This window comes from Novosphingobium aquimarinum (assembly GCF_009746585.1).
Classification (GTDB): domain Bacteria; phylum Pseudomonadota; class Alphaproteobacteria; order Sphingomonadales; family Sphingomonadaceae; genus Novosphingobium; species Novosphingobium aquimarinum.
Genome location: NZ_WRPO01000028.1, coordinates 21,115 through 41,282, shown reverse-complemented (window position 1 = coordinate 41,282; position 20,168 = coordinate 21,115). Strand labels below are relative to the sequence as shown.

General features: G+C 64.3%; 23 protein-coding genes and 1 tRNA gene. 6 read left to right on the top strand and 18 right to left on the bottom strand.

From position 1 onward, the window contains the following. Positions 1 to 228: 228 nt before the first annotated feature. Complete coding sequence (locus GQO94_RS18865; RefSeq protein ID WP_156842951.1) at positions 229 to 1,122, bottom strand: ParB N-terminal domain-containing protein; 894 nt, start codon at positions 1,120 to 1,122, stop codon at positions 229 to 231. A gap of 665 nt (positions 1,123 to 1,787) precedes the next feature. Then, positions 1,788 to 1,878, bottom strand: a tRNA-Ser gene (locus GQO94_RS18860). A gap of 80 nt (positions 1,879 to 1,958) precedes the next feature. Here GQO94_RS18860 and GQO94_RS18855 point away from each other — a divergent pair. Then, positions 1,959 to 3,122 (top strand): peptidylprolyl isomerase, encoded by a 1,164-nt coding sequence (locus GQO94_RS18855; protein ID WP_156842950.1) that lies wholly within the window; start codon positions 1,959 to 1,961, stop codon positions 3,120 to 3,122. Here GQO94_RS18855 and GQO94_RS18850 read toward each other — a convergent pair. Next, complete coding sequence (locus tag GQO94_RS18850; RefSeq protein ID WP_156842954.1) at positions 3,119 to 5,209, bottom strand: RelA/SpoT family protein; 2,091 nt, start codon at positions 5,207 to 5,209, stop codon at positions 3,119 to 3,121. The genes GQO94_RS18855 and GQO94_RS18850 overlap by 4 nt on opposite strands. A 226-nt stretch (positions 5,210 to 5,435) precedes the next feature. Here GQO94_RS18850 and GQO94_RS18845 point away from each other — a divergent pair, with 226 nt between their 5' ends. After that, on the top strand, positions 5,436 to 6,896 hold the full coding sequence (locus GQO94_RS18845; RefSeq protein WP_156842949.1) for an Ig-like domain-containing protein: 1,461 nt from the start codon (positions 5,436 to 5,438) through the stop codon (positions 6,894 to 6,896). Positions 6,897 to 6,960: 64 nt separating this feature from the next. Here the strand turns inward: GQO94_RS18845 and hemF are convergent, their stop codons facing one another. Further along, a complete protein-coding gene (gene hemF / locus GQO94_RS18840; protein ID WP_156842948.1) occupies positions 6,961 to 7,809 on the bottom strand; it encodes an oxygen-dependent coproporphyrinogen oxidase in 849 nt (282 codons plus the stop codon). A gap of 72 nt (positions 7,810 to 7,881) precedes the next feature. Between hemF and pdeM the strand changes: the two genes are divergently transcribed. Beyond that, positions 7,882 to 8,559, top strand: coding sequence for a ligase-associated DNA damage response endonuclease PdeM (gene pdeM / locus GQO94_RS18835; RefSeq protein WP_156842947.1), 678 nt, complete (start codon positions 7,882 to 7,884; stop codon positions 8,557 to 8,559). Positions 8,560 to 8,723: 164 nt separating this feature from the next. Next, the gene (gene infC / locus GQO94_RS18830; protein WP_156842946.1) at positions 8,724 to 9,245 is read left to right on the top strand and encodes a translation initiation factor IF-3; all 522 of its coding nucleotides are present in this window, start codon (positions 8,724 to 8,726) and stop codon (positions 9,243 to 9,245) included. A 192-nt stretch (positions 9,246 to 9,437) separates the two neighbouring features. On the opposite strand, the gene GQO94_RS18825 is transcribed toward infC, so the two are convergent. Then, positions 9,438 to 9,833, bottom strand: a complete 396-nt coding sequence (locus GQO94_RS18825) for a VOC family protein (RefSeq protein ID WP_156842945.1) — start codon at positions 9,831 to 9,833, stop codon at positions 9,438 to 9,440. An 86-nt stretch (positions 9,834 to 9,919) separates the two neighbouring features. Here GQO94_RS18825 and GQO94_RS18820 point away from each other — a divergent pair, with 86 nt between their 5' ends. Next, positions 9,920 to 11,332, top strand: coding sequence for an SLC13 family permease (locus tag GQO94_RS18820; protein ID WP_198046044.1), 1,413 nt, complete (start codon positions 9,920 to 9,922; stop codon positions 11,330 to 11,332). 6 nt (positions 11,333 to 11,338) lie between these two features. On the opposite strand, the gene GQO94_RS18815 is transcribed toward GQO94_RS18820, so the two are convergent. After that, positions 11,339 to 11,884: a J domain-containing protein gene (locus tag GQO94_RS18815; RefSeq protein WP_156842943.1), complete on the bottom strand. Its 546-nt coding sequence runs from the start codon at positions 11,882 to 11,884 to the stop codon at positions 11,339 to 11,341. 144 nt (positions 11,885 to 12,028) lie between these two features. Between GQO94_RS18815 and GQO94_RS18810 the strand changes: the two genes are divergently transcribed. After that, on the top strand, positions 12,029 to 12,223 hold the full coding sequence (locus tag GQO94_RS18810) for a hypothetical protein (protein ID WP_156842942.1): 195 nt from the start codon (positions 12,029 to 12,031) through the stop codon (positions 12,221 to 12,223). Here the strand turns inward: GQO94_RS18810 and pal are convergent. The 12 genes from pal to hisH all read right to left on the bottom strand — a co-directional run bounded on the left by pal (position 12,210) and on the right by hisH (position 20,151). Then, positions 12,210 to 12,728, bottom strand: a complete 519-nt coding sequence (gene pal / locus GQO94_RS18805) for a peptidoglycan-associated lipoprotein Pal (RefSeq protein WP_156842941.1) — start codon at positions 12,726 to 12,728, stop codon at positions 12,210 to 12,212. The two genes, GQO94_RS18810 and pal, sit on opposite strands and share 14 nt — an antisense overlap. 90 nt (positions 12,729 to 12,818) lie before the next feature. After that, positions 12,819 to 14,216, bottom strand: a complete 1,398-nt coding sequence (gene tolB / locus GQO94_RS18800) for a Tol-Pal system beta propeller repeat protein TolB (protein ID WP_156842940.1) — start codon at positions 14,214 to 14,216, stop codon at positions 12,819 to 12,821. Then, positions 14,213 to 15,163: a TonB C-terminal domain-containing protein gene (locus GQO94_RS18795; protein ID WP_156842939.1), complete on the bottom strand. Its 951-nt coding sequence runs from the start codon at positions 15,161 to 15,163 to the stop codon at positions 14,213 to 14,215. Before GQO94_RS18795 ends, tolB begins: the two co-directional genes overlap by 4 nt. A 17-nt stretch (positions 15,164 to 15,180) precedes the next feature. Next, a complete protein-coding gene (locus GQO94_RS18790) occupies positions 15,181 to 15,639 on the bottom strand; it encodes an ExbD/TolR family protein (RefSeq protein WP_156842938.1) in 459 nt (152 codons plus the stop codon). Then, positions 15,639 to 16,328, bottom strand: a complete 690-nt coding sequence (tolQ, locus tag GQO94_RS18785; protein WP_408636672.1) for a protein TolQ — start codon at positions 16,326 to 16,328, stop codon at positions 15,639 to 15,641. Before tolQ ends, GQO94_RS18790 begins: the two co-directional genes overlap by 1 nt. A gap of 32 nt (positions 16,329 to 16,360) precedes the next feature. After that, positions 16,361 to 16,822 (bottom strand): YbgC/FadM family acyl-CoA thioesterase, encoded by a 462-nt coding sequence (locus tag GQO94_RS18780; RefSeq protein WP_156842936.1) that lies wholly within the window; start codon positions 16,820 to 16,822, stop codon positions 16,361 to 16,363. Between the two features lie 107 nt (positions 16,823 to 16,929). Further along, positions 16,930 to 17,307 (bottom strand): histidine triad nucleotide-binding protein, encoded by a 378-nt coding sequence (locus tag GQO94_RS18775; protein WP_156842935.1) that lies wholly within the window; start codon positions 17,305 to 17,307, stop codon positions 16,930 to 16,932. A 12-nt stretch (positions 17,308 to 17,319) separates the two neighbouring features. Beyond that, entirely contained in the window at positions 17,320 to 17,643 is a 324-nt protein-coding gene (locus GQO94_RS18770; protein WP_156842953.1) for a phosphoribosyl-ATP diphosphatase, read from the bottom strand. Between the two features lie 70 nt (positions 17,644 to 17,713). After that, positions 17,714 to 17,893: a PEP-CTERM sorting domain-containing protein gene (locus GQO94_RS18765; RefSeq protein WP_232333029.1), complete on the bottom strand. Its 180-nt coding sequence runs from the start codon at positions 17,891 to 17,893 to the stop codon at positions 17,714 to 17,716. 134 nt (positions 17,894 to 18,027) lie between these two features. Continuing rightward, positions 18,028 to 18,786, bottom strand: a complete 759-nt coding sequence (gene hisF / locus GQO94_RS18760) for an imidazole glycerol phosphate synthase subunit HisF (RefSeq protein ID WP_156842933.1) — start codon at positions 18,784 to 18,786, stop codon at positions 18,028 to 18,030. Positions 18,787 to 18,791: 5 nt separating this feature from the next. Then, complete coding sequence (gene hisA, locus GQO94_RS18755; protein WP_156842932.1) at positions 18,792 to 19,520, bottom strand: 1-(5-phosphoribosyl)-5-[(5-phosphoribosylamino)methylideneamino]imidazole-4-carboxamide isomerase; 729 nt, start codon at positions 19,518 to 19,520, stop codon at positions 18,792 to 18,794. Position 19,521: 1 nt separating this feature from the next. Beyond that, positions 19,522 to 20,151, bottom strand: a complete 630-nt coding sequence (hisH, locus tag GQO94_RS18750; RefSeq protein ID WP_156842931.1) for an imidazole glycerol phosphate synthase subunit HisH — start codon at positions 20,149 to 20,151, stop codon at positions 19,522 to 19,524. Positions 20,152 to 20,168: the final 17 nt, after the last annotated feature.

The following is a 20,168-nucleotide window of genomic DNA, read 5'->3' as shown; positions in this document are numbered from 1 at the left end:
ATGACAATCCGGGTGTTGGCGACCCCCGCTCGGGCTACGCCCTCACGGCGCTCGCCAACACCCGGATCAAGTGGCCTGGTTTTACTCCGCCTAATGGACGACTTTTACTCCGCCGTTGACACTTGGCCTTAAAATCGGCGCTGTAGCGCTTCCTCGTCGTCTTCATTCCCGTACCAATCCATCAGGTCGGGAGTAGCTTAACACCCTGTCCAGAAAACCGGCACCATCTCACAGCTCGTGCGCCGACCGGTAGAACGTCCCCATGCCAGCGTTGGTCTTAGCCCAGACGATGAGGTTCTTGAGCTCATCGAACACGCCCTGGGCCGCGTCGAGAAGATGCGGCGCCGCGCGCCAGTCGGTGCAGACAAATGCGATCGCGCCAGAACTGGCGTGGAGCGCCATCTGTTTGAAAGCGGGGCGCAGGATCGTGGCGGCAAACTCCGGCAACGAAGTTTCGCCCGCCCCCATCACGAAGTCCTCGTGCTTGACCTTACCCAAGCCGGACACATTACCAGCGATCGCGCAGCCATAAGGAGGATCGGTCAATATGAGCTGCGCGCGTTTGCCATCCAGCAAACGCTCATATGCCACCGGGTCGCGGGCATCGCCAACGGTCAAGCGGTGCTTTCCAACTTGCCACAGGTCCCCAATCCGGCAAACCGGCTTGGCTTTCTCGCAAGGCAGATGAACATCGTCATCCGCTTTTGGCTCGGGGTCTCCGAAGCTGATGGCGCGATCGATCTCGATCGTGTCAAAGCCCGTCAGTTCAAGATCGAAGCCAAAGTCGGCAAGGCCCTTCAGCTCGTCGCGCAGTAGCGACTTTGACCAAGACGATTCCAAGGCAAGCTGGTTATCGGCCAGGATGTAAGCACGTTTTTGCTCTTCGGTCATGTGATCGATCTTGACCGTCGGCACTTCGGTCATGCCAAGCTCGATCGCGGCGGCAAGGCGCCCATGGCCACACAAGACCATGCCGGCTTCATCAATGATAAGGGGGTTCGTCCAACCAAATTCCTGGATGGACTTCTTAAGCTTTCCCAGCTGCTTCTTGGAATGAGAACGAGCGTTCTTGCTGTAAGCCTTGAGCGACGTGGTCGCTCGCATTTCAATCTGTGATGGCATTATCAAACTCACAAAAAAGAGGCCGCAAGCGGCGTGTTGGAAAGCATCTCTTTTGTGGTGAAGCTTGGTGCCTAGCAGATCAAATCATGAACGGCAAGATCGAATGGCGGCCTGGCGGTTTCGCAGCATTGAAGATTATTGCGCAGGTTTGCCCCACGCACTGGCCGCGTATTCCCACTTACCCACGATATGGGAATAGCTGCCTTAAACCCTTGGTTCTCCGCTGCTTTCCTAAGGAAGAATGATTGGAATGCGGCGGGCATCGGCGAGATTCCCACGAGATTCCCACGAAAATGGGAAACCGTACCATGGGCGCAAGCCTCGGAGAAAAGAGGCACGAAGCACATCCGATCATAGCGAATTGGCGCTCTCCGAGGTACGGCGGACGCGCGAAAGGGCGCGGAAGCGCGCCGAGATTTGCCAGTTTGTGGAATAGGTTAGTCAGAGAATGACTGGGTGGCGGTGCGGGTAGTCTGTCGAACCAGGGTACGGGCTACGAACGTAAACGCCCAAAATCTCGCCACAATTGCGACGCGGAGGTCGCAACCGGAGAAATCGGCGCGCAAATCGCAACTTTCCCTGCAAAACGTACCCGGAGAACGAAAACCGTACTGAACTTTTGAGCAATGCTCAAACCGATTTTCTAATGAAATCAAGACACTGGGTGGCGGAGCGGGTGGGATTCGAACCCACGATACGGGGTTACCGTATACACACTTTCCAGGCGTGCGCCTTCGACCACTCGGCCACCGCTCCGCATGCCTGACGGCAAGGATTGGGCCCCTAGCGGGAAGGTGACGCTTCCGCAAGTCGCTGGGTGATGCCATGGTGACGGGATGAGATATCCTGTCCTTTGTGCCGCTCTTGTCTTCGCCGCGCCGATCGCGGCCCAGACCCAGCCAGCCACGCCCGCTGAGCCAACGACCCCCAACGAGATCGTGGCCGCGGCGCCCGGCACAGACTGGAACAGGATCGCGCCCGAGGATCTGCTGGTGATGGATCTTGCGCCTGATGCGGCCGGCCGCGCGCGCCGCGTGGTCATTCAATTGCTGCCTGCGCCGTTCTCGCAAGGGTGGATCGACAATATGCGCAAGTTGGCTCGTGCCAAGTGGTGGGACGGCACCAGCATCAACCGTGTCCAGGATAACTACGTGGTCCAGTGGGGCGATCCCGGCGCGGAGGATCGTGCGAAGGCCAAAGCGTTGCCGTCCGGTCTGACGAAGGTTCCAGAAAGCGATTACACCGTCGACGTCGAAACCCTTGCCGGTGCTTCGGCTGAGGGTGCGATCGCCGATGCTGTGGAGGAAGTGGCGGCGTTGGATGACTTCAACCAGCCCTCCCCATCCGAACAACGCGCTCTCATTTCGATCGAGGCAACGCAGACCGAACTCGCCAGCCAGGGCTGGCACGAGCGGGACAGCTATGCCCCGTGGGTCGAATTCTGGAACGGCTGGCCGCTGGCCAACCAAGAAACGGGGCGCTGGGTTGATGAGGATGGAAACGCGGTTGCCCGCCCCGCCAACACGCAGGGGCACATCCTTCAGGAGCAAAAAATATCCCGCGATGTCGAACGGTCGGAGTTCTGGCCAGTGCATTGCTACGGTTACGTCGGCGTGGGCCGCGACGTTTCGCCGGATACCGGCTCGGGCGCGGAACTCTACGCCGTGATCGGCCAGGCCCCTCGCCATCTCGATCGCAACATCGCGGTGGTCGGGCGCGTGATCGAGGGGATCGAGCATCTGTCCGCCTTGCCGCGCGGGACCGGACCGCTGGGGTTCTACGAAACCCCGGGCGAGCGCACCGCCATCACCGCTATCCGTCTCGGCTCCGACGTATCCGGGCTACCGGCGTTCGAATATCTGGACACCGACAGTGGGAGCTTCGCCGCCTATCTGGCCAGCCGTGCCAATCGCAAGGACTCGTTCTACTTCCGCCCCGCCGGCGGCGTCGATATCTGCAACGTTCCGGTGCCGGTACGACGCGTCTCGACCGGCGACTAGATCCGTTCGGCTTCGGCCACGGCCTCGCAGCCCCGCAACGAGCCGATAATGCGCGCCAGGTGCGCCACGTCGCTCACTTCGAGATCGACGTCATACGTGCCGAAGTGTTCGTCGCGCTGGCTCATCTGCAGGTTGGTCACATTGGCGCGCGCGCGGGCGAACACGTCCGTCACTTCGGCCAGCGTGCCGGGGCGGTTGTAGAGCACCACGCGGATCCGCCCAGTCGCGCCGGTGGTGCGTTCGCCCCATGAGAGATCGAGCCAGTCGACATCGATGCCATCGGCCAGCGAAAGACAGTCGATCGCGTGGACTTCGACCTTCTGGTCCGGGCGGCGCAGGCCGACAATGCGATCGCCGGGGACCGGATGGCAGCAATCAGCCAGCTCGAAGCCGACCCCCGCCGTCAGCCCGCGGATCGAGATCGCGCGTTCGCGGCTCGGCCAATCATGGTCCTCTGGCAGCTTGGCCGTGCTCCCGGGGGCCAACGCCTCCATCACTTCGCGGTCCCCCAGCCGGGCCGAGCCGATCCGTACGAGCAAGTCCTCCTCGTCGCGCAGTCCGAGCCGTGCGATCGCATTGTCGATCGACTTGCGGCCGACGCGACCGGGAACGCGGCTGGCGATCTCGTCGAAAAGTTTCGAGCCGATTTCGGCGACTTCCTGCCGCTCCTTGGCGCGCACCGCGCGGCGGATCGCCGCCCTCGCCTTCCCGGTCACGACGAAGCTGAGCCACGACAATTGCGGTTCGGCATGCGAGGACTTGATGATCTCCACGACGTCGCCGTTGGCGAGCCGCGTGCGCAGCGGCATGTGCCGCCCGTTGACCTTGGCGCCGACCGCCGCGTTGCCGAGATCGGTGTGCACGCCATAAGCGAAGTCGAGCGTGGTCGCGCCCTTGGGCAACTGATGCAGCGCGCCCTTAGGCGTGAAGACGAAGATGCGGTCCTGATAGAACGCAAGCTTTGTATGCTCGAGCAGATCGTCGGGATCGTGGCTGGTATCGACGATCTCGATCAGATCGCGCAGCCAGCCCACTTCGCCGTCGGGGCGATCGGCCTGCTTGTAGGCCCAGTGCGCGGCCAGGCCGAACTCGTTCGTCCGATGCATCTCGCGCGTGCGGATCTGGACCTCCATCCGCATCGAGTTCTCGTAGATGAGCGCGGTGTGAAGCGAGCGATAGCCGTTGCTCTTGGGCGTCGAGAGGTAGTCCTTGAAGCGGCCAGGAATCATCTGCCAGGTGCGATGCAGCACGCCGAGGGCGCGATAGCAATCGTCGGCGCTATCGGTCAGCACGCGGAATGCCATGATATCGGTGATCTGCTCGAAAGTGACGTGGCGCTCGCTCATCTTGCGCCAGATCGAGTACGGGTGCTTCTCGCGCCCTGCGACTTCGACGTTGAGCCCGGCTTCCGCGAGCGCCTGCTTGATGGCGAAGGCGATCGCATCGACTTGGCCGCCCTCTTGGTTACGGATCTGGCTGAGCCGGCCCGTGATCGTCGCATAGGCCTCGGGCTCGAGCTGCTCGAAGGCGAGCAGCTGCATCTCGCGCATGTATTCGTACATGCCCACCCGCTCGGCCAGCGGGGCGTAGATATCCATGGTTTCGCGGGCGATCCGGCGGCGCTTGTCTTCACTCTTGATGAAATGCAGCGTGCGCATGTTGTGAAGACGATCGGCAAGCTTGACGAGCAGGACGCGCAAGTCCTCGCTCATCGCCAGCAGGAACTTGCGCAGGTTTTCCGCGGCGCGCTCGTTCTCGGTCAGCGTCTCGATCTTGGAAAGCTTGGTGACGCCATCGACGAGGCGGGCGATCTCCTTGCCGAACATCTGTTCGATGTCGGCGATCGTCGCGAGCGTATCCTCCACGGTGTCGTGGAGCAGCGCGGTCACGATCGTCTGCTGATCGAGCTTGAGCTCGGTCATCAGCCCCGCGACTTCGATCGGATGACTGAAGTAGGGATCGCCGCTCGCACGCTTCTGCGCGCCGTGCTTCTGGATCGTAAAGACGTAGGCGCGGTTGAGCAGGGCCTCGTCGGCTTCGGGGGCGTATTCGAGAACGCGTTCGACGAGTTCGTACTGACGGAGCATAAGCGTGAGCAGCATGTGAGGATTTTGTGACGCGGAGCAAGAGCCAAGCGTCGCATTCCTCCACTGCGTTAGGGCATAACCTCTTGCCAACCGTGCGCCATGGTGCTGTCAGGCGCGAGACTGGTCGCAAGAACCGGTTCGCGGCATTGCCCCCGCCGCCGCGCAGAATCCCCCGACTAGGCGCAAGAAGCGAGCCCGCGCCGACATTCCCATAAGGACGTTTTTAGTGGCAATCATCGTTCGCATAACCTCTGCCGACGGCAAGAAGGTCATCACGAAGGAACTTCCCGCCCTCCCGGCCAACCTGAAGGTTCCGGCCGGCGCGCGAGTCGACGTCAAGGACTCCGAGACTGGCGAGCGCATGTCGCTCGGCCAGTATGTCAACGATCACGCACAGAACGATCGCCGTGCCGAGGACGGCCAGATCGTCAACGACAAGGTTACCATCGAGACCGTGGATAACTGGGCCGTGGCCGAGCAATGGCTCGATGCCTACGCCGCAGCTCCGCCGCCCGCCAGCGACGACTCGCACGCAGCCTCGATGGGCACTGCGACAACGGTCGGCGGTGCCGATCCCTGGTATTCCGGTGGCGACAACCGGAGCGACGATTCGGTGCTGGGCTACGACAAGAACACCCTCACCCTGGGCGCGATCGTCGGCGGCGGCCTCGCGATCGGCGCCTTTGCCATTGGCAGCTCCGGCGGTGGCAGCAAGAAGGACACGATTGCTCCGGCAGCGCCTGCCGCGCTCGATCTCGCGACGGCGGACGATACCGGCAGTTCCACGACCGACAACATCACCAGCGTCACCGAAGGCCTGACGATTTCGGGGACAGCCGAATCCGGTTCGGAAGTCGAACTGTTCGATGGGACCACAAGTCTGGGGACTACGACGGCTTCGGCCACCGGAACCTTCTCGTTCGACGTCGATCTGGCCGCCGGAAGCCATGCGATCCGTGCCATCGCCACGGATATCGCCGGCAACGAAAGCGCGGCATCCGCTCCGCTCAACGTGACGGTCGATACCACCGCCCCCGCGCCGATCGACTTGCTCGACCTGGTCGCGGCCGACGACACCGGATTTTCGAGCACGGACAACATCACCAACAAGACGAGCGGTCTTACGGTGACGGGTATCGGCGCCGCCTCTTCGACCGTGCAGCTCTTCGAAGGAACGCTTCTGCTCGGCAGCGGCACCACGAATGCGCAGGGCCTGTTCAACATCGATGTGTCGTTGGCGGCAGGAACCCATTCGATCGTGGCGCGCACGTCCGACGTGGCGGGCAACGCGTCCGAAAACTCGCCTGCACTGTCGATCACAGTCGACACGACGGCGCCGCTTCCGGTCTCCCAGCTCGATCTCGCCAGCGAGGACGACACCGGTTCGTCGAACACCGACAACGTCACCACCAAGACCACGGGCCTGACCATCACCGGGCTCGCCGAAGCAGGCGCGGAGATCGAACTGTTCGACATCTCCAATGCTCTGGGAACCGTAATTGCCGGAGCCGACGGTCGCTTCTCGATCGACGTTTCGCTGTCCGTGGGCAGCCACACCATCACGGCGAACGTCACGGATGTCGCCGGTAACGAGACCATCGGCGTCGGTGGCCTCGATATCACCGTGGTCGAACCGGGCGCCGATATCCTGGCGTCCTCGCTAAGCGCGATCAGCGGCATGGGCTGATGCCAGGCCATCCCGTCGGTAGCGCAGCCGCGCTGCCGACGGGTCTAGCCTTGCGTGCCGGCGGCTAGGCCCAGGTCGCTTCGGGCGGCAAGCTCATCAGGATGGCTTCGACATTGCCACCCGTGCGCAGGCCAAACGAGGTCCCGCGGTCGTAGACCAGATTGAACTCCGCGTATCGTCCGCGCCATTCCAGCTGGCGAGCCTTGTCCGCGGCATCGAAGGATGAATCCATCCGTCGGCGCACCAGCCGTGGGAAGACATCGAGGAACGCCTCGCCAACCGAGCGCGTGAACGCGAAATTCGCTGCGAACGCCGCTTCATCGGCGCATTCGAGGTGATCGTAGAAGATGCCGCCGACGCCGCGATGCGTTTGCCGATGCGGAATGTAGAAGTACTCGTCCGCCCATTGCTTGAAGCGTTCGTAGTAGCCGGGATCGGACGCGTCGCAAGCTGCTTCGAGCGCCTTATGGAAGTCGCGCGTGTCCTCCTCGTACGGGATTGGCGGGTTCAGATCCGCACCCCCGCCGAACCACGCGGCGGTCGTCGTCAGGAAGCGCGTATTCATGTGCACGGCGGGGACATGCGGATTGGCCATGTGCGCGACGAGGCTGATTCCCGTTGCCGAGAACCCGGGCTGCTCGACCGAAGCCCCGTTCACCGACGCTGCGAAGTCGGGCGAGAAGTCGCCTGAAACCGTCGAAACGTTGACTCCGACCTTTTCGAAGACCTTGCCCTTCATCAGGCCGCGGGTGCCGCCGCCGCCATTATCGGCGTCGCGTTCCCACGGCGTATATTCGAAGGTGGCGTCGCTGCCGACCTCGCGCTCGATAGCCTCGAAAGCCGCGCAGATGGAATCGCGCAACGACTCGAACCATGCGCGCGCCTCTTCGGTATGCCGTGTCCAGTCGCTCATCGCGGTAACCCCATCCCTTTGCGCCATTGCCGAGCGCTTGCCAAATCGCGACCGCTCCGGCAAGGGGAGCGCATGGTACCCTTTTTGTTCTCAGGCAGGGAAATGCACCTCGTCGATGGCCGTGCGGTCCATTGGCCGGACGAGCGCGCGCTGCTTGTGGCGGACTTGCATCTCGAGAAAGCGAGCTGGTTCGCGCGGGGGGGGCAGATGCTGCCGCCTTACGACAGCAGAGAAACACTCGAACGCCTGGCCGACGCGATCCGCAAGACGGGCGCTCGGCGTGTCTTCGCGCTGGGCGACAACTTCCACGACAGCCGCGGCAACGAACGGCTCGATCCGCACGCGGCAGGGATGTTGGCGGCGCTCACGCGCGCCGTCGATTGGATCTGGATCACCGGCAACCATGACGAAGCGCTGGTGGCGCACAGCGGCGGCGTGCCGCTGCCCGACGCGGAGTTGGGCGGCATCATCCTGCGCCACAAGGCCCATCCGGACGAGCGCCGACCGGAGTTCTCGGGACATTTCCACCCCAAGATCAGGCTCAAGTCCCGCGGCAGATCGATCGCGCGGGCTTGCGCCGTGCGTAGCGAAAGGCGCATGATCCTGCCGGCCTTCGGCGCGCTGACGGGCGGCATGGATGCCACGAGTCCCGAAATACTGTCGGCGATGCAGCCGGCGCATGCGATCGATGCCATTCTGCCGGCGACTGGGAAACTCGTGCAGTTTCCGCTCTGGCGCTCGGCCACCTGAGTACCCATATCAGTTGGCGGAGCCCGACCGATGGCCGGGGCCGTGCGTCGCATCCAGTGAAAATCCTGCATTTCCTTGTTAGGACTTTCGCCCTAAGGACGCCCGTTATCGCTTGAACCAGTAAACTGCACAGGAGAACGCTTATAGCACCCCCACCACGGCGCATGATGACGCCGCCTACAAAGAGCGGTCCGCGCTACAACAACCTCATCCAGGTGGATAAGGTGCGGGTCATCGACGAAAACGGAGAGAACCTCGGCGTCATGTTCACGCGCGAGGCGATCGAGCAGGCCGCCGAAGTCGGGCTGGATCTGGTCGAAGTGTCCCCGAATGCCGACCCGCCAGTCTGCAAGTTCCTCGACGTCGGCAAGTTCCGCTACGAGGCGCAGAAGAAGGCCAATCTCGCGCGCAAGACGCAGAAGACGCAGGACATCAAAGAGATCAAGATGCGTCCCAACATCGACGATCACGATTACGATGTGAAAATGCGCAACGTCCAGCGCTTCATCGAAGATGGTGACAAGGTCAAAGTCACGCTGCGGTTCCGCGGTCGCGAACTGTCGCACCAGCAGCTGGGCATGGACTTGTTACGCCGCGTCCAGACCGATGTCGAGGAAGTCGCGAAGGTCGAAGCCTATCCGCGCATGGAAGGCCGCCAGATGCTGATGGTGCTTGCCCCCAAGTAAGCCCAACCGGATCGAAATTGTGAAGCGCGCCGCGTTGAGGCGCGTTTTCTCGGTGAACGATCCCGGCTCACGATCCTGAGGTAGCAAGTCCCGCTTTGCGGTGGGCCCTCGAAACTCGCGCTCCGTGTTCATGCAGGCGCCCGTGCGGCGAAGAACGCCCGGCACTCGCGTCACGATCCTGCGCGAAGGGGGTCAACCGGTGGGCGGCTCCCACAGTTCGATCGGATTGCCTTCGAGGTCGTGAACCCGTGCAAAGCGGCCGACGTGGGGATCGTCCCACTCGGCGCGTCGTTCGGCCGGTGTGCCCGCCGCTGCGAGACGCTCGACAAGGCTGTCGAGACCGGCGACGCGCAGGTTCAGCATGACTTGGCGCTCGGCCGGCCAGTAATCGGTATCGGCGGGAAAGGTCGAGAACACCGTCTCACCCGACTCCTGAACCCAGGTCCAGGCCCCACTGGGATCGGGCTCGCCGGCCTTGGTCACGACCATGCCGAGATTGTCGCGGTACCATGCCGCCAGGGCACCAGGATCTTTCGACCGCAGGAAGAACCCGCCTATCCCGAGAACGCGTCCATCCGATTGCGCCATTGGTGCGCTCCTCGCAGCTTGTCCGATCGTGCGAGCAGTCTAGAGTCGTCCGGCGATTTGACAACGGGGTGGGGGGCGACGCGGGCATGACGGCGCGCAGGGCAGGATTGTTGGCAGGCGTGGCGGCATTCCTTGCCGCGATCGTCTTGCCGACACCGGCGGGAATGCCGCGCGAGGCACTGCTGGTTGCCGGGCTCGTGGTCTGGATGGCGGCCTGGTGGATGACGGAGGCCGTGCCCCTCACCGCCACCGCGCTGCTGCCTTTCGTGGTCCTGCCCTTTTGCGGCGTGATGACCGCGGGCGAAACGGCGTCCAGCTACTATTCGCCCACGCTCTTCCTGATTCTGGGCGGGGCCTTCATTGCTCTGGCGATCGAGCGCACCGGCCTGCATCGCCGGCTGGCGCTCGCACTGCTCGACCGGCTCGGTTCGCGGGGCGGTTCGCGTCAGCTGCTGCTGGCGTTCATGATGGCGGCCGCCATCCTCTCGATGATGATCTCGAACACCTCGACCTCGCTGATCATGATGCCGATGGCCGTGGCCGTGCTGGAAGCAGGCGGCCTGGGCGAGGACGATCACGACGGGCTCTCCGGCGCTTTGCCGATGAGCATTGCCTTTGCCGCCTCGATTGGCGGGCTCGGCACGATCGTGGGGTCCCCCACCAACGCGATCGCGGTGGCGCTGCTCGATTCGATGATGGGCGTGCGGATCAGCTTCGCGCAATGGAGCCTCGTCGGCGTGCCCGTCGTGCTGATCGGAATTCCGCTCGCTGCGGTGATCATCACGGCTGTCCAGCATGTCGGCGCGCGCCGCTTCGATATCGGCGCGGCCCGCACCGCGATCGAAATCGACCCGACCTGGTCGAGCGCGGAACGCCGGCTCGTACCGTTGGTCGCGCTCGCGTTCTCCTTGTGGATGGCCACCCCTCTGCTCGCGCCGCTGCTTCCGGCAGGTTCGCTCACCGACGGGACGATCGCGATCGGCGTCGGCCTATTGCTCTTCCTCGTCCCCGACGGGACCGGCAGGCCCTTGCTCATCTGGTCCGAGGCGAACCGCGCACCATGGGACGTCATCATGATGTTCGGCGGCGGCTTGGCGCTCGCAGAAGGCATGGGCGCTTCGGGATTGGCCGATTGGCTTGGTCAGGCGCTGCTGCCGCTGTCGGCGGCCCCGCTGTGGCTGGTCGCGGTGGCGATCGTCGCCATGGTCATTCTCATCACTGAATTCGCCAGCAACGTCGCCACCGCGAGCGGGATCATGCCGGTGGTCGCCAGTCTGGGAGTCGCGCTCGGAGCCGATCCGATCCTGCTCGCGGTTCCGGCGGCGCTCGCCGCGAGCTGGGGCTTCATGCTGCCGGCTGGAACCGGGCCGAATGCGATCGCTTGGTCCACGGGGCGTATCGCCCTGCCCCGCATGGTAAAGGCAGGTCTGCTGCTCGATATCGCTGGCGCGCCGCTGCTGGTCGCGGTCGCCTGGACCGTTCACGCGCTCACTGGGTAGCGGCGCTTAGAGTTCGGAGTGGGGCTTCCATTCGCGACGTTCCTCGGCCGCGCGCAGCACCTCGTAGGCGACCTGAAACGCCTGGAACGCCTTGGCGGCTTCCTCGTCGCCCGGCCTGACGTCGGGGTGGACTTCCTTGGCCTTGCTCCGCCAGGCCTTCTTGATCATTTCGAAATCGGCGTCGGCTTCCAGCCCGAGCAATTCGAGCGCACGCATCTCGTCGCGGCTGCGCGAGCCGTCACCCGATCCGGCCCAGCCATAATGCGCCGATTCCTTGTAGCCGGCGTTGTCTGCCCGTTCCTGCGATTCCCGTTCGGCCGCCGCTTCGGCATCGAGACCCGCGAAGTAGTCCCAACCCGAGTTGTATTCGGCCGCGTGTTTCTGGCAGAAATACCACCGATCCGGGCTATTGGGCGATTTCGGCGCCGGGCAAGTGCCCTGTTCGGTGCAGCCATGCCGATCACACAAGCGCACGCTGGCGGCTTCGCGGCCGCTCTCATAGCCCCGCCAGCGCGGGAAGCCCCAGTCGTTCGATCGGCGCGGTTTGCTCATCGGCGGTGCCTAATCCATGACTCGAAAGCGATGCAAGGCCTTGCCCCTTGTTCAGAGCGAATTAACGGCGGCATGCGATTGTGCAGTTGCAACAACTCATAACCTGAGTTAATATAACCTAGTTTAGTAGTTGGGATGACAGGCATGAGCGACAAGCTCACAATCTCCGCCGGACTTTCGATCCTGATGATGGCAGCTTACGTGCTGTTCGGCTCGCAGGCTTACGAAGCCAGCCTCGGCCCGACCGCAAACACGAGCGCCATCGTCGCGCAGCCAACCGCGAGCGTCCCCGGTCCTGCCGGGGCCGCTCGGTGGCTGACGTCGTTCAATCTATGGTGACGGTCACCGCGCGGCGGTTCTGTGCCCATGCCTGCTCGTTCGAGCCCAGCGCAACCGGGCGTTCCTTGCCGTAGCTGATGGTCGAAAGGCGCGAGGCGTCGATCCCGAGACTGACGAGATAGTTTTTAGCCGCGTTGGCGCGGCGTTCGCCCAGCGCGAGGTTGTATTCGCGCGTCCCGCGCTCGTCGGCATGACCTTCGATGGTGGCGCGCTTGGACGGATAACGGGCAAGCCATTGCGCCTGCTTGGCGAGCGCGACCTGATCAGACGAATCGATATCGTATCGATCGGTGTTGAAATAGATCGTGTCCGAACCCTGCATGAGCTGCACGAAATCGGCCTGGCTACCGGGGACCGCGCCAAGCGAACCGGCACCGGTGTTGGTATTGGTCGCGGGGCCGGGCTCGGGCGGCAATTCCTTCGGCGCCTTGGAGGCGCAAGCGGACAGCGCGAGAGCGCCAGCGAAAAGCGATACGGTAGGGCCGAATTTCAGCAGGTTGGGCATAGTTGTCTCCTCGGTCTGCTTTAAGCTAATGGACGGGGCGCTCAGCAGTTCCGCACACAAATTGACAGAATTGCGCGGCAGTCAAGCAAATCAAGGACGGATCGGCCCCCAGGCCGGGTCCGAAGCCCCCACCGGGGTAGGCAGTTTGCGTTCGTTGCGGCCGGTCAAATCGACTTGCCAGATGGTGGTTTCGCCCGAATTGCGCTGCGTCCGGAAGAACTGGACGATGCGGCCGTTGGGCGACCAGGTCGGGGCCTCGTCCTGCCAGGCGTCGGTCAGGTAGCGGAAACCGCCACCGTCGGGGCGCATGACCGCGATCCGCAAGTCACCCGCGATGTGAGTGAACGCGATCTGATCCCCGCGCGGGCTCCATTCGGGAGTTGCCGAACGTCCGCCGAAGAAGCTGATCCGCCGCTGGTTCGAACCATCCGCGTTCATCACGTAGATCTGCTGGCTGCCCGACCGATCGCTCTCGAACACGATCCGCGTGCCATCGGGCGAGAAGCTGCCGCCGATGTCGATGCCGGGCGTATCGGTCAGCCGCTGCGCGCTGCCGCCGTTGGCCGAGATCTTGTAAATGTCGGTGTTGCCGCCGGTCGCCATCGAATAGAGGATCCAGCGCCCGTCGGGCGACCAGCGCGGCGCGAAAGTCGGGTTGGTGTTGCGCGCGATCAGCTTCTGCGTGTCGGTGGCAAGATCGTAGACATAGATGCTCGGCTGGCCGTTAAGGTACGACAAGTAGAGGATCTGCTGGTAATCGGGCGAATAGCGCGGCGTCAGCGCGGTCGCCTGCCCGCTGGTCAGGTACTTGTGGTTGGCACCGTCCGAATCCATCACTGCCAGACGCTTCATCCGCCTGTCCTTGGGGCCGGTTTCGGCGATATAGGCAATGCGGCTGTCGAAGAACGGGCTCTCGCCCGACAAGCGCGAATAGATGAGGTCGGAGCACTTGTGCGCCGCGCGCCGCCAGTCAGACGCGCCGAACTGCCAGCCGCCTTTCACGAGCTGCTGCTTGAGCGCGACGTCGTAAAGGTAGCAGCCGACCGTCAGCGTGCCGCCCGCGCCTGCGCGAACGTAGCCCTGCACCAGCATGTCGGCGCTGCGCGAGCTCCAGACCGGGTAATCGGGCGACTGCACCGCGGGATACGGCACATCGGGCAAGCCCGACGGGCCCGACGGCTTGAACAGCCCGTTGTTGCGCAAGTCGGATGCGATCACGCCCGAGATCGCTCGGCCGAGTTGAGCGGTGCTGCCCGCATTGGTCTGCGTCGAGACGTCCGCATCGGTGGCGAAGTTGGTGATGGCGATACCGAGATCCTGCCACTCGTTCTCATCGGAAACCGTTACGCTCAACCCTCCATCGGGGTCGGTTTCCTCGACCATCGGTTCCGCTGCGACAGTCGGCGACGATGATTCGACCTGAGCAAGCGCGGGAGATCCGAGGAAACTCGCGCTCGCCAGAAGAAGTGCGATGGCAGCAGTTTTCATTGGGACAACCTTCTGTCGAATTGAGAAGTTACGGTCTTCCAGCCGTCGTAAAACTCTTCCGGGAGATTGAACGGGGCCGCCAGTCGCACCGCCCGGATCGCCTGTTCGGCATGGCGTTCCTTCTGCGCTTCGTTCGCCGACGTAACACCGCTCTGGCGTACGATCGTCGGGCTCCCGGAGAGAGACCCGTCGCGATTGAGGCGGAAACGCACGATCGTCACCAGCTGGTCAGCATCCGCACCCTGCGGAGCCTGCCAGTGCGGCTTCAACTGCCGTGTGATGGCGCTGGCCAGCGAGGCCTGAACTCGAGGGCCGATTTCCGCGGCCGGCCTCGAACGCGAGCTCCCTTCGGAACTGTTCACGCCTTCGAGGAAATCAGCGCCAACCCGGCTACCCCCCGACTTGGCGGTCGGTTTGGGATCCGCCTTGGGCGTGGCTCGTGCCGGCGCGGACTTGGTCGCAGGCTTACGATTCGCTTTCGGCGCGGCGGGGGCCGGCGCAGGCTTCGCGGCTTGGCGACGTTCGGTCCGCTGTGGCGGCGCGGGGGGCTTGGGCGGCGGCGGAGCGCGGCGCGGCGTGGGGCGAGTTTCGCTGCGGCTCGGTTCGGGGCGGCGGCGCGGCCGTTCATCGGCAGGAGGCGCGGGACGTGGTTCTGGCTGAGCGACCGGCTGCGGCGGGAGCGGCAGAGGTTCGGCAAAGTCCGGCACGGCCATCGGCGCCGCTTCGCCCAGTGTCGGCGCGATGTCCGGCGCAGGCTGCGCATACGGCGTGGGCGAGGTCGACCGCAACGCGACCTCGTCGCTGATCGTGACTTCAATCCGCTCGGGCGGCTTCACGATCTCAGCGCTTTCGGGGCGCAGCAGCAGGACGGCAACCAGGGCGATATGCGCCGCGATCGCGACCGCGAGCCCGAGCCCTTCCTCTCTCCTGAGCGTTGCTGCAGCCATTCTTGCGTTCGCTACCGTCAGGCGCCTGAACCGCCGCTGACATCGGTCACCAGCGAGATCGAGGTGAAGCCGGCGCGATTGAGTTCGCCCATGACGCCCATCACCGTCCCGTAATCGATTGCCCGGTCGGCGCGCAGCGTCACCAGAGGCGGGCGACCGTCGGCGCCGGCGGGAACCGCGGCCAGCCGATCCGCGAGCTCGCCGGGCGACAGCGGCGCGTCTTCCAGGTAGATCACGCCATCGCGGCGAATGGTGATGGTCAGCTGCTGCGCTTCCTCCGACATCGCCTTGGCGCGGCTTTCGGGCAGCTCGATCGGCACCGCCGCCTTGAGCAGCGGCGCGGTGACCATAAAGATGATCAAGAGCACCAGCATCACGTCGACCAGCGGCGTGACGTTGATCTCCGACATCGGCGCGCGCGAGCCGCCCCGTCCGCGTCGCCCGCGACGGCGTCCGCCAACCAGCCCCATCGCCATCAGCGGTTCTCCAGCTGGCGGCACAGCGCCGAGTGGAATTGCTCGGCAAAGCGCTGCATCCGCGCCTCGAAGGCGTTCACCCGGTGCGAGAAGCGGTTGTAGGCGATCACCGCTGGGATGGCCGCGAACAGGCCGATCGCGGTCGCGAACAGCGCTTCGGAAATGCCCGGCGCGACGACGGCCAGCGAGGAATTCTGCTGTTGTCCGATCTGGAAGAAGCTGTTCATGATGCCCCACACGGTGCCGAACAGTCCCACGAACGGCGAAACCGAGCCGACCGTCGCCAGGAAGTTGAGCCGGTCAGAGAGCCGTTCCGCCTCTTCGCCCACTTTGGAATCCATTGCGGCCGCGATGCGCTGGCGCGCGCCCTCGGCGTCGAAGCGCTTCAACGCGGCGTTGCGCTTGTATTCGGCCAGCCCTTCGCCCGCGACCTTGCCCAGAGGCACGTCGCCGCGCCGGCGCTCTTTCTGGTAGGCGTCGAAGTTGGGCGCATCCCAGAACCCTTCCTCGTAGGCGTCCGACCGGCGGCGCACGCTCGCCATGCGCATCGAGAACGAGACGATGATCATCCAGCTCCAGATGCTGGCCAGCAGCAGGCCGATCATGACCACTTGAACGACGATGTCGGCATCGAGAAACAGTTGGACCGGGTCGAGCCGGTCAGGCGTACCGCTGCCGGCCGGCGCCATGCCGGAAAGCGACGCCGTGAGCGAGGCGAGAGTCATTCGGGACCTTTCGGGTCGGGCTGGAGACGGGAGAAGGCCTGCCGCCAGGCCTCGGGTTGCGCGCGAGGCCGCCCCTCGGGGGTGACAAAGCCCACCCGCAGGCTGGCCTCGCAGAGTTTGGTGTCACCCCGCCAGGCGATCTGGCGCATGACGACGAAGACGCGGCGGATCGTCTCGGCGACGGTTTCGAGGATCACCGTGTCCCCCAGCCGCGCCGGCGCGAGGTAGCGCAGCGAGGCTTCGGCCACGGTATAGAGCCCCAGGCCGCTTTCGATCGCTTCGCGCTGATCGACGCCCAGCAAAAGCAGCAGGTCGGTCCGCGCGCGTTCGAACCAGCGCAGGTAATTGGCGTGATAGACCACGCCGCCCGCGTCGGTATCTTCGTAGAATACGCGCAGGGCATAGCGGTGAATGCCGCCTTCGATCACTCCGCTGGAAGGTTTGGGAAATTCCGTCATGGGTGCGACGGGTGTGTAGCGGGCTCGAATCGCGCTGCCTAGCTGCTGCGAACAGTTCGCGGCAGCCCAGGCTCATTTTATCGGCGGAAATCCCGCGATGACGCGCCTCAATCGGCGATCATCTGGAAGAATTGCCGCCCGCCGAAGATATGAACGTGCAAATGCGGCACTTCCTGGTGGCCGTTCGTGCCCATGTTGATCATCAGCCGATATCCCGGCTCGTCGAGCTCGAGTTCGCGCGTCACATGGCCGACGGCGCGCATGAACCCGGCGATCTCGCCATCCTCGGCCTTGGCCGTGAAGTCGTCCCAGCTGACGTATGCGCCCTTGGGGATGACGAGCACGTGGACCGGTGCCTGCGGGCGAATGTCGTGAAAGGCGAGCGCGTGCTCATCCTCGTAGACCTTGTTGCACGGCAGCTCGCCGCGCAGGATCTTCGCGAAGATGTTGTCGTTGTCGTAAGGTTCGCGCGGGTCGATCGGCATTATCTCGTCCTTTCAGGAGGTTCTGGCCGCCTTTTCGGCAATGCCTGAAGTTCCTTCGCGCCGGTCCAGCTCGTCCATAACTTCGGCCAGTGATACATCCCGGGCGCTAAGCAGGACCATCAGGTGGAACAGCAAGTCGGCCGCTTCGCCGACGAGTGCCTCGCGGTCTTCGCTGAGCGCCGCGATCACCGTCTCGACCGCTTCCTCGCCCAGCTTCTGGCTGATCTTGCCGAGGCCCTTGGCATGGAGTTTGGCGACGTAACTGCTCGATGGATCGGCCGTACGACGCGTGGCGATTGTCGCTTCGAGGCGCGCAAGAGTGTCGGGGCCGCTCATCGAGCGCGAAATGGAACGCCGGACGGACCGGGTCAAGCCGAAAGCCGTTCCCCGGATCCCCCCGGAGGGGTCAGTCGTCGCCGGACGAGCGCTTGATCGCCATCCTGCGGCCGACCAGCAAGCCAGTGGTGCCGATCGCGAGCAGCAGAAGGCTGCTCGGTTCGGGAAGTTGGACAGCGCCATTGGCATAGGCGGGCGTGGCCGCGATGAAACTCAGGAAGAGAGCGCTGGCAAGGCTGTTGCGACACACGGTTGATTGTCCTGTTGAACGCACCTTCATGGGGACGAACTCGAGGCTTCCGGTGTCGCTCTTTCCGCATTGCAGCAAGCGCCCATTTGCGAGTGTCCCTAAGCAGGACACGCGATCTGGCAAAGATTGCGGCCTCAGGCGCGGGCGGGAAGCCCGGCAGCGCGCAACGCGGCATGGGCTTCGGCAATCGTATACGTACCAAAGTGAAATATGGAGGCGGCCAGAACGGCGCTCGCATGCCCCTGCGTGACTCCCTCGACCAAGTGTTCGAGCGTACCGACGCCGCCGCTGGCGATCACCGGAATGCCGACCGATTCGGCAATCGCGCGTGTCAGTTCGAGGTCGTATCCGGCCTTCGTGCCGTCGCCATCCATCGATGTGACGAGCAGCTCTCCGGCCCCCAGCATTGCCAGCTTCACCGCATGCTCGATCGCGTTGATGCCCGTCGCGCGGCGGCCGCCGTGGGTGAAGATCTCCCAGCTCTCGCCGCTGCGACGAGCGTCGACCGACGCGACCACGCACTGGTTGCCGAACCGCTCGGCGATGTCCGCGACCACTTCGGGGCGCGAGACCGCGGCCGAATTGACCGCGACCTTGTCGGCACCTGCCAGCAACAGCGCGCGGGCATCCTCCGCGGTGCGCACGCCGCCGCCGACTGTCAGCGGCATGAAGCAGACTTCGGCCGTGCGCCGGACGATATCGAGCAGCGTCCCGCGATTCTCGTGGCTCGCCGAGATATCGAGGAAGCAGAGCTCGTCCGCACCGGCAGCATCGTAGGCACGCGCCTGCTCTACCGGATCGCCGGCGTCCTGCAGATCGACGAAGTTCACGCCCTTGACCACGCGCCCTTCGGCCACGTCGAGACAAGGAATGACGCGGACGCAGACGGTCATCGCGCTCAGTCTCCCTCGCCGATGGCGATCGCGGTCGCGAGGTCGAGCCGGCCGTCGTAAAGCGCCCGGCCGGTGATCACGCCCTCGATGCCGTCCTTGGCATGCAGTGCGAGCAGGCGGATGTCCGCCAGACCCTTCACTCCGCCGCTGGCGATCACCGGAATGTCGACGCTGCGCGCCAGATCGACCGTGGCATCGACGTTCACGCCTTTCAGCATGCCGTCGCGTCCGATGTCGGTGAACAGCAGGCTGGCGACGCCTGCATCCTCGAACCGCCGCGCGAGATCGGTGACGGGGACGTCGGAGACGTCCGCCCAGCCCTCGGTCGCGACCATGCCGTCACGCGCGTCGACCGCGACGACGATGCCGTTTTCCCACTCCTTCGCCATGTCCTTGACGAACTGCGGGTCCTTGAGTGCAGCCGTTCCCATGACGATCCGGCTGACGCCAAGCTCAAACCAGCCGTCCACCGCCTCTCGCGTGCGGATCCCGCCACCCAGCTGGACGTGGCCGGGAAACACTTCGAGTATCCCCTCGACCGCGGCGCGGTTCTCGGCCTTGCCCGCGAACGAGCCGTCGAGATCGACCACGTGCAGAAACTGCGAACCCGCGTCGGCGAAGAGCATCGCCTGCGCGGCCGGATCGTCGCCGTATACCGTGGCGCGCGCCATATCGCCTTCTGCCAGCCGGACGACTTGTCCGCCCTTCAAGTCGATGGCAGGAAATACGATCATGTCACGGTTTCCACTCGAGAAAACGGGAAAGCAACGAAAGTCCGTAGGCCTGGCTCTTCTCCGGATGGAACTGCACGCCCACGACATTGTCCTTCGCGACCGCGGCCACGAGCCCGCCCCCGTGATCGGTCATGGCGGCGATGGCCCGGCCGTCTTCCACCGCGAAATGATAGGAGTGCAGGAAATAGGCCTCGCCGAGCTCGATCAGGCCCGCAGAGGGATCGTGCAGCCCCGGCGACACGATGTTCCAACCCATGTGCGGCACTTTGATGGCGCGATCGGTGCGTTCGATCAGGCGGACTTCGCCCGCGATCCAGTCGAGCCCTTCGGTTTCGCCGTGCTCGAGCCCGCGTGTCGCCAGCAGCTGCATACCCACGCAGATCCCGAGAAACGGGGCCCCGCCGACGTGTACTCGCTCGGTCATCGCCTCGATCATGTGCGGCAGCGCGCGCAGTCCTTGTGCGCAAGCGCGATAGGAGCCGACGCCGGGCAGGACGATGCGATCCGCGGCGCGCACCACGTCGGCATCGTCGGTGACGGTCACGTTCTCGGCGCCAGCGGCGCGCAAGGCATTGGCGACCGAGTGCAGATTGCCGGCGCCGTAGTCGATCAGGGCAAGAACCTCAGTCATCCCGCGATGCTGCCGCC